The organism is Paenibacillus sp. BR1-192, from assembly GCF_029542445.1.
Classification (GTDB): domain Bacteria; phylum Bacillota; class Bacilli; order Paenibacillales; family Paenibacillaceae; genus Paenibacillus_AQ; species Paenibacillus_AQ lautus_A.
On record NZ_CP120718.1, the window covers coordinates 5587596 to 5602338 of the forward strand.

Genomic DNA, 14743 nt, shown 5'->3' on the forward strand with positions numbered 1-14743 from the left:
ACCTGCAAGCTTATGAAAATTAAAAATCATTTACATTCCATGTGAAGATTATTATAATGAGTATATCAAAAGAGCTGCGCAACCTATGTTTGCATAAAGCGATTAAAGGATGAGTTTTTCCTTTAATCGCTTTTTTTGTGAGCTTGTTGAAAGTCATGGAGGTATATCGTATGAAAAAAAGAGCGTTTGATATGATCATGCTGCTCATCGGGGCATTTATTTTTGCGCTGGCGGTCAATTTATTCGTCATTCCCAACGATTTTGGCGAAGGCGGCGTTACCGGGATATCGATCATCCTGTTTTATGTGCTGAAATGGTCGCCGGCGCTGGTCGGCATTGTGATTAACGGGATATTGCTGATGATCGGCTACAAGCTGCTGGATAAAAAAACGACGGTATATACCATCATTGCCGTCGCCTTTCATTCCCTGTTCCTGCACTTGACGGAGAACTGGCGCATCGCGTCGGATGAGCCGGTGATCAACGCCATTTTCGCCGGACTGTTCGCCGGCGTCGGGATCGGACTCATCGTCCGGGTGGGCGGAACGACGGCAGGCACGGTGATACTGGCTCGTCTGGCCAATAAATATTGGGATTGGAATATCAGTTATGCCCTGCTGTTCTTTGACCTGATCGTGGCCGGACTGTCCGTTTTCGTAATCGGGATCGAGAAGGTGATGTTCACCGTGGTCATCCTCTACATCGGCACCAAGGCAATGGAATTCATCATTGAGGGCTTGAATCCCAAAAAAGCCGTTACCATCATCTCGACACATCATGACCGCATTGCCATCCGGGTGACGGAGATTATGGACCGCGGGGTGACCGTGCTCCGGGGGTACGGATATTACACCGGTCAGACCAAAGACGTGCTATACATCGTCATCAGCAAACAGGAAGTTTCCATGCTCAAAAAAATCGTCCGTGCCGAGGATAAAAACGCCTTTGTCACCATCCACGACGTACGTGACGTGTTCGGGGAAGGATTTATTGATATTTCGAAGTAAAGCCGGACTTATCGTTAGATAAAAAAAGATCGAAACCATCGCTGAGGCGGGTTTCGATCTTTTTTCGTAATAACTCGGCTCCATCGAAGGATCAGGGGGACATATATCTTCCATATTCCAGCCCGAGATCCGTAATCGCATCGTCCGATACGGACAGAAGCGAAACATTCTCACCTTCCGCGCCCATCCACTGCACGCCAAGCACAAGACCAAGCTCCGATTCTGCCGCAAACAGAAAGGAGAACATGTCCGGACGCACCTCTCCTTGGTCATCCACTCTCCACGTCGAGCTCGGATCGTACTTCGCCGGATAATCGTAATACAGCCAGCCGCTCTCGCGTTTCAGCGCCAAGCTGGCCAGCATATCGTCACCTTCTCTGACGAACTGCACCAGATAGAGGGACTCTTCCTCCGGAAGCTGAATAAGCGGCCATGCCTGCTCTACCGCTCTCCCCTTGCTGTTCTTGATCTCCTGCAGCACTTGTCCATCCGCCTGTTCCGGCTTGGCCGGCTGGATGGTCAACAGCGCCTCTTCCGGAACATGGCGCTTTGGTATGATGAAGTACGTTGCATTCGGGGCGGCCGTCCCCTCCGTCACCTCGTACAGCTGCCCGGCCTGATGGCTGAAATTCTGCGAAGTTTGCCTGCCGTTATCTTCTTCCGTCGCTTGCTGTTCACCCGCATATTGGACCGGAAGCGGCTCGCCGCCCTGGCCGATGGCAATCAGCGAGGCTTCTTCATCCTGAATCGCGGCATCCGGATTAACGAGCAGCTTATGCCCCGTTTCGTCGGAAAATGCAAAGGTCCCTTCCTGTAAGGCAGCCACATTCCGGATCACCAAGGGTTGGTCCTCCTTTACGTCAGGGGCCGGCTCCACGCTCGAAACGGGCGGGGGTTCGACTTTCCCATTCTCCGAATCGGCGCATGCGGTCAAGGTACAAATGGCTGTCATGAACAGCGCTGCCCATATCTTTTTCATGCCTTCAGCTCCTGTAATAAGATTCCAACTCTTCCATAACCTCAGACGAAAAAATGGCCGAAAAAGTTGATGTCAAAGTTCCTTTTATTTGTATTTTTCCATGACAAAATCGGATGTTTTTTTGCATTTTCGCTACATAAAACACGGGATAATGGCTGATTAACTTACACCTAATGACAGGTTCATAGAAATATTTAATGAGTTTGCAAAAAACATTTTATTGGTAATACGAGGCAAGATTCTATAAAATTCTTTTTAACTTAAAAATGCTGAGTGCAAACTTTTAATGGTTTTGTACAAATGGTTCAAGACGGGCGTCCCTTTTCTGAAACACCAACGATTTTTCTCGCAATTCTACTTTAACGATTTGAAGGAGTGCATCGCAAAAGTGACTACGAATATTTCTGTAACTTCACCCCTTACTGCCGCGCAAGAATATGTGGAATCCATCTATAACCAAGTTGTAGCCCGCGATCCGCATGAGTCCGAGTTTCACCAAGCCGTCCGGGAATTTGTGGATTCCCTCGTCCCTGTGTTAGCCCAGCACCCGAAATATCGTGAACACGGCATTCTGGAGCGCCTTGTCGAGCCGGAGCGCATGGTCACCTTCCGCGTACCTTGGGTGGATGATCAAGGCAAAACGCAAGTCAACCGCGGATTCCGCGTTCAGTTTAACAGCGCACTGGGCCCGTACAAAGGCGGCATCCGGTTCCATCCGTCGGTTTATGCCGGCATCGTCAAGTTCCTCGGTTTTGAGCAAATCTTCAAAAACTCGCTCACCGGCCAGCCCATCGGCGGCGGCAAAGGCGGTTCGGACTTCGATCCGAAAGGCAAATCCGATCAGGAAGTCATGCGTTTTACCCAGAGCTTCATGACCGAGCTGTACCGTCATATCGGACCTGATTCCGATGTGCCTGCCGGCGATATCGGCGTGGGCGCTCGCGAGATCGGTTATATGTTCGGCCAATACAAACGCATCCGCGGAGGACATGAGGCCGGCGTGCTGACAGGCAAAGGCGTCATTTATGGAGGAAGCCTGGCACGTACGGAAGCAACCGGTTACGGCTGCGTCTACTTCGTACAGGAGATGCTGGCTGCGAAGGGCCTTAGCTTCCAGGACAGCCGCGTCGTGGTGTCCGGTTCGGGCAACGTCTCCATCTACGCCATCGAAAAGGCACAGCAGCTCGGTGCGCACGTCATCGCATGCAGCGACTCTAACGGATATCTGTATGATCCGGAAGGAATTAACCTTGAAACCGTCAAGCTGCTCAAGGAGCGGGATCGTCTGCGGATCAGCGAATACGTGAAGATTCATCCGCATGCCGTATACACCGAAGGCTGCACGGGAATCTGGTCGCTTCCATGCGATATCGCACTCCCTTGCGCCACGCAGAATGAGCTCGACGCCGACGCTGCCAAAACCCTCATCTCGAATGGAGTGAAGGCCATCGGCGAAGGCGCGAACATGCCTTCCACGTTGGAGGCGATTGAGTTGTTCATCAGCAAGGGCGTATTGTTTGGACCGGCTAAAGCCGCCAATGCAGGCGGTGTTGCCGTATCGGCTCTCGAGATGAGCCAAAACAGCATGAGAATGTCATGGACGTTTGAAGAGGTGGATGCGAAGCTCCATCAAATCATGAAGAACATTTACAACAGTGCGGTAGATGCTGCCGAAGAGTATGGCGTAGCCGGCAATCTTGTGGCCGGTGCCAACATCGCAGGCTTTATCAAAGTGGCCGATGCCATGATCGCGCAAGGAATCGTATAAATTACACAAAAAAAGCCCTGCCGCATATGCGGCAGGGCTTTTTACAGCTTATAGGAGCTCGCTGCGGAGCTGTTCGGCCGATTTTGGCGACAGGTACCCGAGCGGAATGTCAAACACCGTTTTGGCGCCCTGCTGTCCCTCTCTGCTCAAGCGATGCGCAGCTCTTGCATAAGACACGAGCACGCTTGCCGTAAATTCAGGGTTGCTGTCCAGCTTCAGGCCAAATTCAACAATTTGCTTGCTTCCGTTTCCGGTAACCCCGCTGCGGATGACAAATCCGCCGTGTGGCATTCCGGCATGCTCAGCCTCAAGCTCTTCCTGCGTAATGAAGGTAACGGTTGTATCGTAATCGGAGAAATAGTTCGGCATCGACACAATCGTCTGACGGATTTGCTCTTGGTCCGCGCCCTCTTCCGCAACGACGAAACAATCTCTCCGGTGCTTCTCGCGAGTGGCAAGCTCCGGTGTCTCACCGGAACGGATCTGGTTAATAACCTCTTCTACAGGAACCGTGTATTGAACGCCTGCTTTCACTCCGGGTACGCGACGGATCGCATCGGAATGGCCTTGGCTTACGCCTTTGCCCCAGAACGTATAATCTTTGCCTTCCGGCAAAATCGCTTCGGCAAGCAGACGGTTCATGGAGAACAAGCCCGGATCCCAGCCTGTCGAGATGACGCTGATATGGCCGCCGCCCATCGCCGCTTTGTTAACCTCCTGGAAAAACTCAGGAATTTTAGCGTGCGTGTCAAAGCTGTCTACCGTATTGAACATGCTGGCAAGCTGTGGCGTTTGCTCCGGCAAATCGGTAGCCGAACCGCCGCACAGAATCATCACGTCAATCTTCCCGATATATTGCTCTGCCACTGAAATATGCTCGAAACGCGCACCGGAATTGGCCGGCATTTGCTGCGGGTCTCTGCGCGTGAAGATGGCTACCAGCTCCAAATCCGGATTTTGCCCGATAGCTTTCTGCACGCCCTTGCCCAAGTTTCCATAACCTACGATCCCTACTTTAATAGTTGCGTTCAATGTTATCCTCCCTTTGTCAGTCCATTTGCTTTGACATGATGTTTATGTACTGCTTTAAAGTATAAGTATATAGACATCACACTAATTGTAAACTATTTTATATGAAGAGGAAATTGTTTCTAGCTGCGTCATTCATATTTTCACCTGCTACCCGATAACTTGAACAACGTTTCCTTCCTGATCCTTGATTTCCGTCTTCACGATGTCAATTCGGATTCCAGGTAAACCGGAAAGCTCGAAGATGCTGACCTGCGGAACCAAACGGCTTGAGAATTCACCCGCCGTCCGATCGTCCAGGATCAACGTAACATCTCCATCCTCCGCGGTCCAGCGGCTCTCGTTCCCCGGCTCAAATACGACCCGAACCTCCGGACCTACAAGGCTCAAGCTCTTCTCCTTCAGAATTCGCCCCTGCAGCAGCTTGCCGATGATGCCCGCCTGCTTGGCGCCGATTTGGAGCGCAGCCGGGGTTTTGCTTAACCAGCCCTTTTTTCCCGGTTCAAAAGCCAGCTGGCTCACATATAGAAATCCGGTGTTCGAGCCTTCCTCCTTCATTCCTCTATCCACGGTTTCCGAGATCGAAGGTACCTTAAGAAACGAATCCCGATTCAAATCCGTTATGTAAAGCGGCATATGTTCTGCACAAGCTTGCAGCACGCCAAGCGTATTCCAGGTCTGCATCGCCTCAAGCTCTTCCCGGGTAATGCCGATCATCTGCAGGAATTCGACCCGCCCATTCGGTGTATCCATGGCCGGCAGCTCGGGATCTTCGACAAAGGCGAGTGCGGTCAGCTGCGTATCGGCACCCAGGCAGATCGGTCCATTGGCATCCAAATAATCGCCCGAGCGAAAAATATTCCCGCTATTAAACACGTATCTCCCCATATTCTGAAGCAGATTTAGCGCCCATGCCGGCGGCTCTTCCTCATCCTCCGGCTTAGCCAGCCTCAACGTCAATTCGAATCCGTAACCGCTCTCCTCCAGATGATCCGATTCTTTATCATACAGCTCGCTAAAACCATAGGTAACCATATGCCAATGCGGCATTGGCGTATCCAAGACATAAGCGCTGATTCCATTCAGCGGATCAGGTCCTCCAAGCGCATACGGAATCAGCGCTCCGTAATGCTTCGGCTCCTGCTCTCCATATAGCTTCAGCAGTGCATCGTCAATCGCGTCCCAGCCGGGTGCGTTATCTTCATATGTCATATCCTGTTCCCTCCCGTTATCGTTTCCATCCTAAACTTCACCCTATCCGCCCCCGTTAAATCATATCCCCTTCCATTAGGCGGCGCATTCAACAATTACCGATAATACAAGCAAGGCAGCTTCAGGACGATAGCCCATCATCCTCCTTCACTTCATTATATAGGACATATTGGGGAATGAAGAAGTTTCCAGAGAAGTGTATAATAGTACCATATCAACAAAGGAGCCTACATGTTCATGAAAAAACGAACGGCATTATCAGTAACCTTAACGCTCACCGCTTCGCTTACAGTCTCTTCTCTGGCCCTGCAGCCGGCATCTGCCGACGCGGCCTCCGCCAAGGAATGGATACAAATTTCCGAACGGACGTCCTATTACGGCGAAGCGGCTAACGGCCAGCCTAACGGACGCGGCACCATCAAGTGGGGCAACGGCAAACAATATTCCGGCGATTTCATGGACGGGAAGCGTGCCGGGAGCGGTAAATACATTAACGAATACCAATTGGACGGCGAAACGCATAAGGTGGTGTACAGCGGCCGCTGGAACCATGACAAAATGGATGGCGAAGGCACCCTGACCCATAAGGTGACATTGCCGGACGGGTCCGTCCGATGGAACCAGATCCAGGAAGGGATATTCAAGGCAGGCGTCTTCCAAAGCGGATACGATGTCATTCATGCCGTGGCCGATCCCGACTACAGCTTTACCTACAAGAAGGGCAAGGAACTGCTCGTGATTATGGGCACCAATCAGAACATGAAGAAAAACTGGGCGAGCGGAACGATGTTCAGCGCTCAATACAAGAATGGTTCCGTCAACCATCGTTACTCGATCTTCCCGGCCAATTCGGCGGCCGAGCAGCGTCAGAACGACGCCGCGCTCCGATACTTCAAGAGCATTCAAGCCAAGATGGCTCCGCATCTGCAGCAATTCGAAGCCTTGTCCAAGCAGGTTCCGTTAAAATAACCCGCCATAAAAAAGAACCCGGTATTGCCAAGGCAGAACCGGGTTCTTTGATTTGACCGGAAGGAATTCACCGTCTTTCTGCGCACGTCCCCCGTTCAGAAGCGTGACCGATTTATCGATTCGCCGCTGACGCGTCTCCATCGTCTTGGCCCCTTCAATCGACAGCGCCAAGCGGCGCTGGTTGGCTGTAGGGCAAACGATCAAAAAATTGTCGGGCCGCCGGATTCAGCTCACTCAAGGCTTATTCCGTCATCCCTATTGTGCCGTCCAGCCGCCATCCACAAGCAGCAAGGTGCCCGTAACGAGGTCGGATGCCGGCGATGCCAAATAGATAACGGCGCCGGCCACATCGCCTATGGTGCCGATCCGGCCTGCCGGGATCCGTGCCAATACGCCGTCCCGGAACTCGGGGGAGTCCAATCTTTCGGCCGTTCCCGGCGTATGGATGAAGGTGGGACCGACCGCATTGATGTTGACGCCCCGGCTGGACCACTCCAGCGCCAGCACCTTCGTCAGCTGGTTAACCCCGCCCTTGGAGGCGCAATAGGCAGCGCCTTCGGTAATCCCGACGATGCTGACCTGCGAGCTGACGTTGATGATTTTTCCATAGCCCTGCTCCAGCATGAGGCGGCCGGCAGCCTGACAGCAGAAAAATACGCCCTTCAAATTAACGTCCATCATCTCGTCCCAATAATCTTCCGTGATGTCTTCCGCGAGCATGCCCTCTCCCAAACCCGCGTTATTGACCACGATATCCAGCCGGCCAAAGTCCTTGGCTACCTGTCCAAATACGGATCGGATCTGCTCCACATTGCGCACATCCAGCTCATAGGCCTTGGCCTGGCCTCCCGCCATGAAGATTTCCTCAACCAATCGATCCAGCGACGCTTTGCTACGTGCCATAACGGCAACCTTGGCTCCTGCCGCTGCGAGCGCTTGGGCTAGTCCGTAACTGATGCCTTTGCTGGCACCCGTCACGATTGCGATTTTATCCTGAATGCTGAAATTGGGCTGCATGGTAACCTCCATCACCTTGGATTCGTTTCTGTAGTTACATTAAAGCATGACGTCTTGGCCTCGGGCAATCATTTCGGATGTTCTGAGAGCAAAGGCTGTCCAACACTCCTGAAACACGAAATCCGCATCCATGGAGGAATCTACGCATCAGGGATAGAAGTGAGGAATATCGTATCGTTGTATTTTAGTATGAAGGTATGGAGGAGCCGAAAATGAGCGAACGGTTAACCGAAGCGCAGCAACAAGCGATTCTTCATGTCGAATCGTTAGCGGCGAACGCACGGAAGAGCACCTCGGCCATGACGGAGCATATTTTACGAAAACATGGAAAAGAATCCGTGACGATGTGCCGACAGTTAAAGCTCATCGAAAAGCATGCCCGGGTCACGTTGAATTTCCATCCGGATCGGATACTGCCTACAGGCCGCTCCGTTATCGAATCTCTCCTGACGGAAGGCGTATATCATAACCAGTTCATCACGAGCGTGACCAACGGAAGCCGTACGGCCCACCCGGGCGGCGACCGCGACCAATGGGAACGGCTCCTGTTTGGCGGAGCCTACCAGCAGCCCGGCGTTCGCCATGACGAGCGGCCGAAGTACGGCGCACTCAATCTCATGAATTATGCTGACGGGGGGTCTCCCCGCTTCGGTTCTTGTTTTCTGGTGCTGTCCCCGGGCATATTGAAGCGCAGCACCTTTACATTCGGTGACAGTCACGCAGGTCCCGAGTTTGTAGGCACCATACGTCAGTGGGATTCGATTCTCGCTGCGCTCTTGCAGCAAGTGGAATCCACCGGCTCGGCCCTGGGTTCTCCGAATGTAAATATTCCAGCTATGCTGGAGCGGCTGATTCATCTTCCTTCATCGCATACCGGTCCCACCGGACCGGTCGGCCGCTCCTTGGACGATTATATTGAAGCACAGATCCATGGTCCCATCGACTTGTCCAGCGATGCGGAGGCCCTGGTTGCCGATCCGTCCTACAAGCATACCCCGATCGGCCGCCTGCTCCACGCGCTGTGTGAGCGATATCATCTTGCCCTGTCCTGGCATCCGGGGTTCTCTCTTGCCGTGCAGGATGTCCCCAATAACTTCCGGGGACCCGCCATGCCGCCGCTCGCCAAGCGGATCGACCAGAGCTACGCAGGCTCGAAAGGCGTCCTGGATGCGGCCATCATCGGCAAAGCGGCTGCTCACCTGGAGGATGATCCAAGCTCTTGGAGCGATTGGGGAACCTATGAAGAAACTTTTCAGCATCTCAAACAGCTGTGGCATGTGCTCGTAAAATATGGACATCCGAATCCGAATCCGAATGCCGCAGACCGCTAAGCGGCATTTGCAGCTTGCGTTTCCAACGGAATCTCAGCTCGCGGATACGGGGACATAGCATGGCTAGCGAAATCCGTGCAGAAACGGCTAGGCCTACCTGCTATGACTTCTTATATATTGATCTTAGAAAGGATGATGACCGGATGGATTGGGTCCAGCGGATGAATGAAGCCATCGGCTATATAGAAGCGAACATAACCGAAGAGATCGATTACGCTGAAGCGGCGAAGGTCGCCTGCTGCTCCGCATACCATTTTCAACGCTTGTTTCCGTTCGTTACGGATGTCACGCTCTCCGAATACATACGGAGACGGAGATTGACGCTGGCCGCTTACGAGCTGCAAAACAGCGACATCAAGGTCATCGACCTTGCACTTAAATACGGCTATGATTCCCCGGAGGCGTTCGCGCGTGCATTCCAGAACATGCACGGCACAACGCCGACGGCCGCCCGCCAAGCCGGTACCAAGCTGAAGGCCTATCCCCGCATCTCCTTTCAATTCTCCATGCGAGGGGCTGCCGAAATGAATTACAGAATCGAAGAAATGAAGGCATTTTCCGTTGTCGGTTTCAAGAAGCAAGTAAGCACGCAGCGCGCCTATGAAGAGGTTCCTTTTCTCTGGAAAGACGCCCATGCGGAAGGCATCTTCGACAAGCTGTGGAACTACCGTGCGCAAGACCATCCCATCCGGGGAATTCTCGGGGTTTGTGCAGACGGCGACTACGGAAAGAACGAGTATTTCGACTACATCATGTCCGTCGTATCGACGCATAATCCTCCGGAACCGATGGTGTTGCGGCATTTCCCTGCCGCTTCATGGGCGGTATTCGAGCTGGAAGGAAATCCGAGCCGTATTGCGGAGATGTGGAAGCGTCTTTATACCGAGTGGATCCCGTCCCATGCCTACGATCTAGCGCCGCTGCCTGCAATCGAATGCTATCTTCCCCCGGACGAGTATAAGAACGAATTATGGATTCCTGTCATTCGAAAGGCGCAATAAGTATTGCTGCTGAAGACATGTTTAGGGGCTCACCGCATCAAAAGTCATAAATCACGGCCGACTATGGTGCAGTGAGTCCCCATCATGTTTTCCTGCCGAAATGAAACAGCCTCAGCGCCAACCATCCCGCCGTTAACAATGCCGCCGTGCCGATGAGCACCGGATAGGGCCCAAAATGATCAATCGTTTACTCTATACTGATTAACGCGTCGGCAGGCGGATAAACTAGATATCCTCCATGCGCATCAAGATGGAAATATAAAAAAAACCGCTCTTTATCAGAGCGGTTGGTATTATCCCCTTTTAGTAGACAAGAGAAAAAAGACATCTGTTAAGATGGACTTAATCTTGCCTAACGAAGGGGATTTTTTCATGGCTAAAAAAGGACAAACTTACCAACGGTACTCCTTGGAATTAAAATTGGAGGCGGCCCGGCTGGTCAACGAAGAACATATGAGTATTCGTGAAGTAGCAAAACGTTTAGGTATTCAAAATAAATCTCAAGTACAAGTATGGGCGGCGAAAACGAAACGTGGAATGAGCCTAGAACCTGCCACATCCAAACGGGGACGCCCCAGAACGAAGTTTTCCAGTATGGAAGAAGAGATGGCATACTTGCGAGCGGAGATTGAATATTTAAAAAAGCAGTATCCAAATCTACACAAGGAGTGACGAGTAAAGCAGCTAGATTTCAGATCATAGAGGACTTGCGAGTACGCCATCGTCTTGTTTGGCTCTTGAAGTTAGCCGCGGTTTCCCGTTCAGGCTATTACAAGTGGAGAAAGAGCTTGCAAGCGGCAAAAGAACGTAGACAAAAGCAGCATGAATTGGAATCCCATCTGCTTGCCATCCATCGCATTCATCCCTACTTTGGTTATCTTCGAATGACGGTAGCTTTACGGAGGGAAGGCATTAGGGTCAACCACAAGAAGGTGTACCGATTAATGAAACAATTAGGAATCTGTTCTGTCATTCGGAAGAAGCGTCGATTCTTTGGAAAACAAGCTTCCGTGGTGAATCCGAATCGGCTTCAACGCCAGTTTAAAGCGGATACGCCACGAACTAAACTGGTCACAGATATTACCTATATTCGTGCTGGAGAACAATTTGTGTACCTGTCTGTGATTCAGGATTTATACAATAACGAGATTGTAGCTTGGCATTTATCGGAACGAAATGACCTCGCTTTGGTTCATGAAACGCTGGATAGACTCCGTCAGCACGTGGATGTGAGTGGGGTAATCCTACACTCGGATCAAGGATTTCAATACACGTCAAAACCATTTAACCGTAAACTGAAACAACTCGGCATGCTAGGCAGTCACTCTAGGCGAGGGAATTGCCTGGACAATGCCTGTATCGAGTCTTTCTTCTCTCATTTGAAGAGCGAGAAAATATACTTGAATGAGGCAGCAAACAAAGCTGAGGTTGAACAGCAAGTGAGTGAATACATTTTGTTCTATAACCAGAACCGATTCCAGAAAAAATTAAACGACCGTTCCCCGGTAGAATACCGGGAAACGGCCGCAGCTTAAATCTTGTCTTTTTTGTACTGTCTACTTGCCAGGGTTATGACCAGGTTTGCGGCTTTTCGCATAAGTTTGTATATAAGGCTAGAAAGTCCGTCCTTTGTTGCCTGCGGTGTTCCTGTCAGATCCGGCTATTCCGTTTGAACGGGAATCATGATCATAAACTCAGGGTCATCCGAATACGGGTCTTGACTCATCGGATATTGTTCGAAATGCGTTAAATGATCCGGGTTGTATTCCGAGTAGCCTTGTTCCGCAATCCAGGCATAGATATTGTTGTAAGATTGGTCGATGCTCTGCCCTTTGCGATGGGAACAAGCGGCATAGGTTAATGCGGGAACGGATATCGTAACCATCCCTTCCGGTACTTCCTCAATCCGCTCCACTTCGACGACGGCATAATGGATGAATCCTTCACCCCCGGGAGCCGCGTGGTAAGATAACCCCAGCAGGGTGTCCGCATGGATTGCGTTAGGAATCTCCGCGAGCCGCTCTTGCAGCGTCCGCTGCACCGCCCGGATTCCGCCCGCGCCTGCCTCGGCAAATGTGCCCTCCCATTTCAATCCAACCGCCTGAAATGCCGGCTTTCTCGTAACCGCTGCTTCATTTCGTTGATCGATGTTCATCGGTAAATACTCCTTTATCCTCTTTTTAGTTTCATTATATACTTGAACTATGCCAGAAACTGTCACAGTATATAAAATACTCAAGGAGCAGATTTATGCCCAAAACCGAACGGATCCTTAACGTCATGCAGCGAGTGTATGAACGGCAGAACTTCACCGTCGGCGAGTTAGCCGATGAATTCTCGGTCTCGTATCGTACGATGCTCCGCTATCTTCATGAACTGTCTCGGCTAGGCGTTCCCTTATACGCCAATGAAGGAAAGAATGGCGGCTATTCCATCCTGACTTCTCGGCAGAAGCGGGAACGATCCGAGCAGACGAACGAGACCATTCAGCGGATCATCAAACCGCGGACGCTGATCGTCGGCCTGGAGATGAAGCTCCCCTTCACGGCCTATTACATGTCTCAGGCCCTCAAGCCCAGGCTGTGGCAGGAGCTTCAAAACCGGATGGAGGAGATTCCCTATATCCGCCATAAAACGCCGAACCCCTTGTTTATTGCTGCTGTTTTGAATCGGCAGCCGATCTATCATTATGTAGCAGGGTTCGAGGTCAGCACGATCCGGGATATGCCGGAGCGGATGGTGGGTTTAACCCTGCCGACGCAGGAGTATGCGATGTACACCCATGAGGGCCATTCCGAGCGGGAGGATACCGACCAGTCCTACTCCTATGTTCTTCAGCTGCTGAAACAACGCGGACTTATGCCGAACCCCGAACACTACAGCTTGGAGCTGAGAACCTCGGTGCATGCCTCGAAGACCCAGATCTACATCCCTATAACCTGAATCAGGGAATTTCACTTTCGGGAAATGGTACGCTGCGGATGCGCATATTCAGGTTTACCCCTTGGCGATATAAAAAAGCGAGCCCGGATCCTTTCCGGAGCTCGCCTTTGCTCGATTAAATGGCTTTCGGATTGTCGACCACGGGATTTACATCCGCATCATAATCCACGCCGTCGGTTTCAAAGCCGAACAGCTGGAAGAACTCGCGGCGGTAACCGGCAAGGTCGGTCAATTCTTCGATATTTTCACTGGTCACTTTGCTCCACAATTCGGCTACTTCGGCCTGAACGTCCTCGCGAAGCTCCCAATCGTCGATACGGATACGGCCCTTCTCGTCCACCGGGGTTTCTTGCCCGTTATAGAGACGATCGGAGAACAGACGGTAAATCTGCTCGATGCAGCCCTCGTGCAGCCCCTTTTCCTTCATGACTTTGTACAGCGCCGATACGTACAGCGGCACGACCGGAATCGCCGAGCTGGATTGAGTCACTAACGCTTTGCTCACCGTAACGTATGCGCGTCCGCCTCCGGTGGCAAGCTTCTCGTTCAGTTTCAGCGCGGTGGCCTCCAAGTGATCCTTGGCTTGTCCAATAGATCCGTCCCGGTAAATGGCCTTGGTAATCTCGGAGCCGATATAAGAGAACGCAATGGTCGTCACGTCAGGAGCCAATACGCCGCCTTCCGCCAGTTCGTTCATCCACAATTCCCAATCGTCGCCGCCCATGACCTCAACGGTGTTCTTCACTTCCTCTTCCGTCGCCGGTTCAATCGTAACCTCCGTCACTTCACCGGTGTGGAAGTTAACCGTTTTGTTGGTATACGCCGGTCCGATCGGCTTCAATACCGAGCTGACCGTCTCGCCCGTTTCAGGGAGCGTGCGTCGAGCCGACGCAACGCTGTAGACCACGAGATCGACCCGGCCCAGCTCTTTGCGGATCAGTTCAACCGTTTTGGCTTTGGTCTCCTGCGTGAAGGCATCTCCCGTCACGCTGTACGATTTCAAGCCGGCGGCATCCGCTGCCTTCTCGAAAGCGGCCGAATTGTACCAGCCCGCGGATGCGGTCCGTTTCTCGGTGGCCTGGCTTGGACGATACACGCCTACGGTATTCGCCCGGGCGCCGAATGCTGCAGCTATTCTGGCCGACAAGCCATACCCCGTGGAGGCGCCGATGACCAGCACATTGCGCGGCCCTTCGATTCCAGGCTGCTTCAGTACATAATCGATCTGCTCCTGCACTTGGGCTTCGCAGCCTACAGGATGGGATGTCGTGCAAATAAATCCGCGTGTTCTAGGTTTAATGATCATATTTATATACCTCTCTTCTCGTATCCGTCGTTTCATACCTTATGTATGGTCTGCCAAGTTCCCCTCTATTTTAACTGTTTTTAGCGGAGAGAGGAAATGTTTTGACGGGAAAATCAAGAAAACCTCCCTTTGGTGTGACGGAGGCTTCAGCCTGCATTCCTTCCAAAGAGAGGTTCTTTAT

At 51.9% G+C, this 14743-nt stretch carries 14 protein-coding genes; 7 read left to right on the forward strand and 7 right to left on the reverse strand.

Annotated elements, in window-relative coordinates:
- The first annotated feature begins 170 nt into the window (after positions 1–170).
- Positions 171–1007: a YitT family protein gene (locus tag P0X86_RS25185; RefSeq protein WP_009595825.1), complete on the forward strand. Its 837-nt coding sequence runs from the start codon at positions 171–173 to the stop codon at positions 1005–1007.
- Positions 1008–1098: 91 nt separating this feature from the next.
- On the opposite strand, the gene P0X86_RS25190 is transcribed toward P0X86_RS25185, so the two are convergent.
- A complete protein-coding gene (locus tag P0X86_RS25190; protein WP_277746749.1) occupies positions 1099–1986 on the reverse strand; it encodes a hypothetical protein in 888 nt (295 codons plus the stop codon).
- Between the two features lie 388 nt (positions 1987–2374).
- Here P0X86_RS25190 and gdhA point away from each other — a divergent pair, with 388 nt between their 5' ends.
- On the forward strand, positions 2375–3754 hold the full coding sequence (gene gdhA / locus P0X86_RS25195) for an NADP-specific glutamate dehydrogenase (RefSeq protein WP_096776697.1): 1380 nt from the start codon (positions 2375–2377) through the stop codon (positions 3752–3754).
- A 48-nt stretch (positions 3755–3802) separates the two neighbouring features.
- Here gdhA and P0X86_RS25200 read toward each other — a convergent pair whose 3' ends face one another.
- On the reverse strand, positions 3803–4786 hold the full coding sequence (locus P0X86_RS25200) for a diaminopimelate dehydrogenase (protein WP_015737036.1): 984 nt from the start codon (positions 4784–4786) through the stop codon (positions 3803–3805).
- A 147-nt stretch (positions 4787–4933) separates the two neighbouring features.
- Positions 4934–5995 carry a suppressor of fused domain protein gene (locus tag P0X86_RS25205; RefSeq protein ID WP_277746750.1) on the reverse strand — a complete coding sequence of 354 codons (1062 nt, stop codon included), beginning with the start codon at positions 5993–5995 and terminating at the stop codon, positions 4934–4936.
- Between the two features lie 237 nt (positions 5996–6232).
- Here P0X86_RS25205 and P0X86_RS25210 point away from each other — a divergent pair, with 237 nt between their 5' ends.
- Positions 6233–6964, forward strand: coding sequence for an MORN repeat-containing protein (locus P0X86_RS25210; RefSeq protein ID WP_277746751.1), 732 nt, complete (start codon positions 6233–6235; stop codon positions 6962–6964).
- On the opposite strand, the gene P0X86_RS25215 is transcribed toward P0X86_RS25210, so the two are convergent.
- Together P0X86_RS25215 and P0X86_RS25220 are read right to left on the reverse strand one after the other, a co-directional pair.
- Positions 6956–7168, reverse strand: coding sequence for a YdeI/OmpD-associated family protein (locus P0X86_RS25215; protein WP_277746752.1), 213 nt, complete (start codon positions 7166–7168; stop codon positions 6956–6958). The genes P0X86_RS25210 and P0X86_RS25215 overlap by 9 nt on opposite strands.
- Positions 7169–7219: 51 nt before the next feature.
- A complete protein-coding gene (locus tag P0X86_RS25220) occupies positions 7220–7981 on the reverse strand; it encodes an SDR family NAD(P)-dependent oxidoreductase (RefSeq protein ID WP_277746753.1) in 762 nt (253 codons plus the stop codon).
- 212 nt (positions 7982–8193) lie between these two features.
- Between P0X86_RS25220 and P0X86_RS25225 the strand changes: the two genes are divergently transcribed.
- From P0X86_RS25225 to P0X86_RS25235, 3 genes are all read left to right on the forward strand, one after another.
- Complete coding sequence (locus P0X86_RS25225; RefSeq protein WP_277746754.1) at positions 8194–9312, forward strand: DUF3626 domain-containing protein; 1119 nt, start codon at positions 8194–8196, stop codon at positions 9310–9312.
- A gap of 143 nt (positions 9313–9455) precedes the next feature.
- Positions 9456–10313 carry an AraC family transcriptional regulator gene (locus P0X86_RS25230; protein ID WP_277746755.1) on the forward strand — a complete coding sequence of 286 codons (858 nt, stop codon included), beginning with the start codon at positions 9456–9458 and terminating at the stop codon, positions 10311–10313.
- A gap of 372 nt (positions 10314–10685) precedes the next feature.
- Positions 10686–11848 (forward strand): IS3 family transposase gene (locus P0X86_RS25235; protein ID WP_481858172.1). Its coding sequence is split into 2 segments (ribosomal slippage): positions 10686–10950 and positions 10950–11848, totalling 1164 coding nucleotides; the frame shifts between segments, so codons are not numbered across the junction.
- Positions 11849–11973: 125 nt separating this feature from the next.
- Here the strand turns inward: P0X86_RS25235 and P0X86_RS25240 are convergent.
- Complete coding sequence (locus P0X86_RS25240; protein ID WP_277746756.1) at positions 11974–12468, reverse strand: GyrI-like domain-containing protein; 495 nt, start codon at positions 12466–12468, stop codon at positions 11974–11976.
- A 95-nt stretch (positions 12469–12563) separates the two neighbouring features.
- On the opposite strand from P0X86_RS25240, the gene P0X86_RS25245 reads away from it, so the two are divergent.
- A complete protein-coding gene (locus P0X86_RS25245) occupies positions 12564–13256 on the forward strand; it encodes a GyrI-like domain-containing protein (protein WP_277746757.1) in 693 nt (230 codons plus the stop codon).
- 115 nt (positions 13257–13371) lie between these two features.
- Here P0X86_RS25245 and fabV read toward each other — a convergent pair whose 3' ends face one another.
- A complete protein-coding gene (gene fabV, locus P0X86_RS25250; RefSeq protein ID WP_277746758.1) occupies positions 13372–14562 on the reverse strand; it encodes an enoyl-ACP reductase FabV in 1191 nt (396 codons plus the stop codon).
- Positions 14563–14743 lie beyond the last annotated feature (181 nt).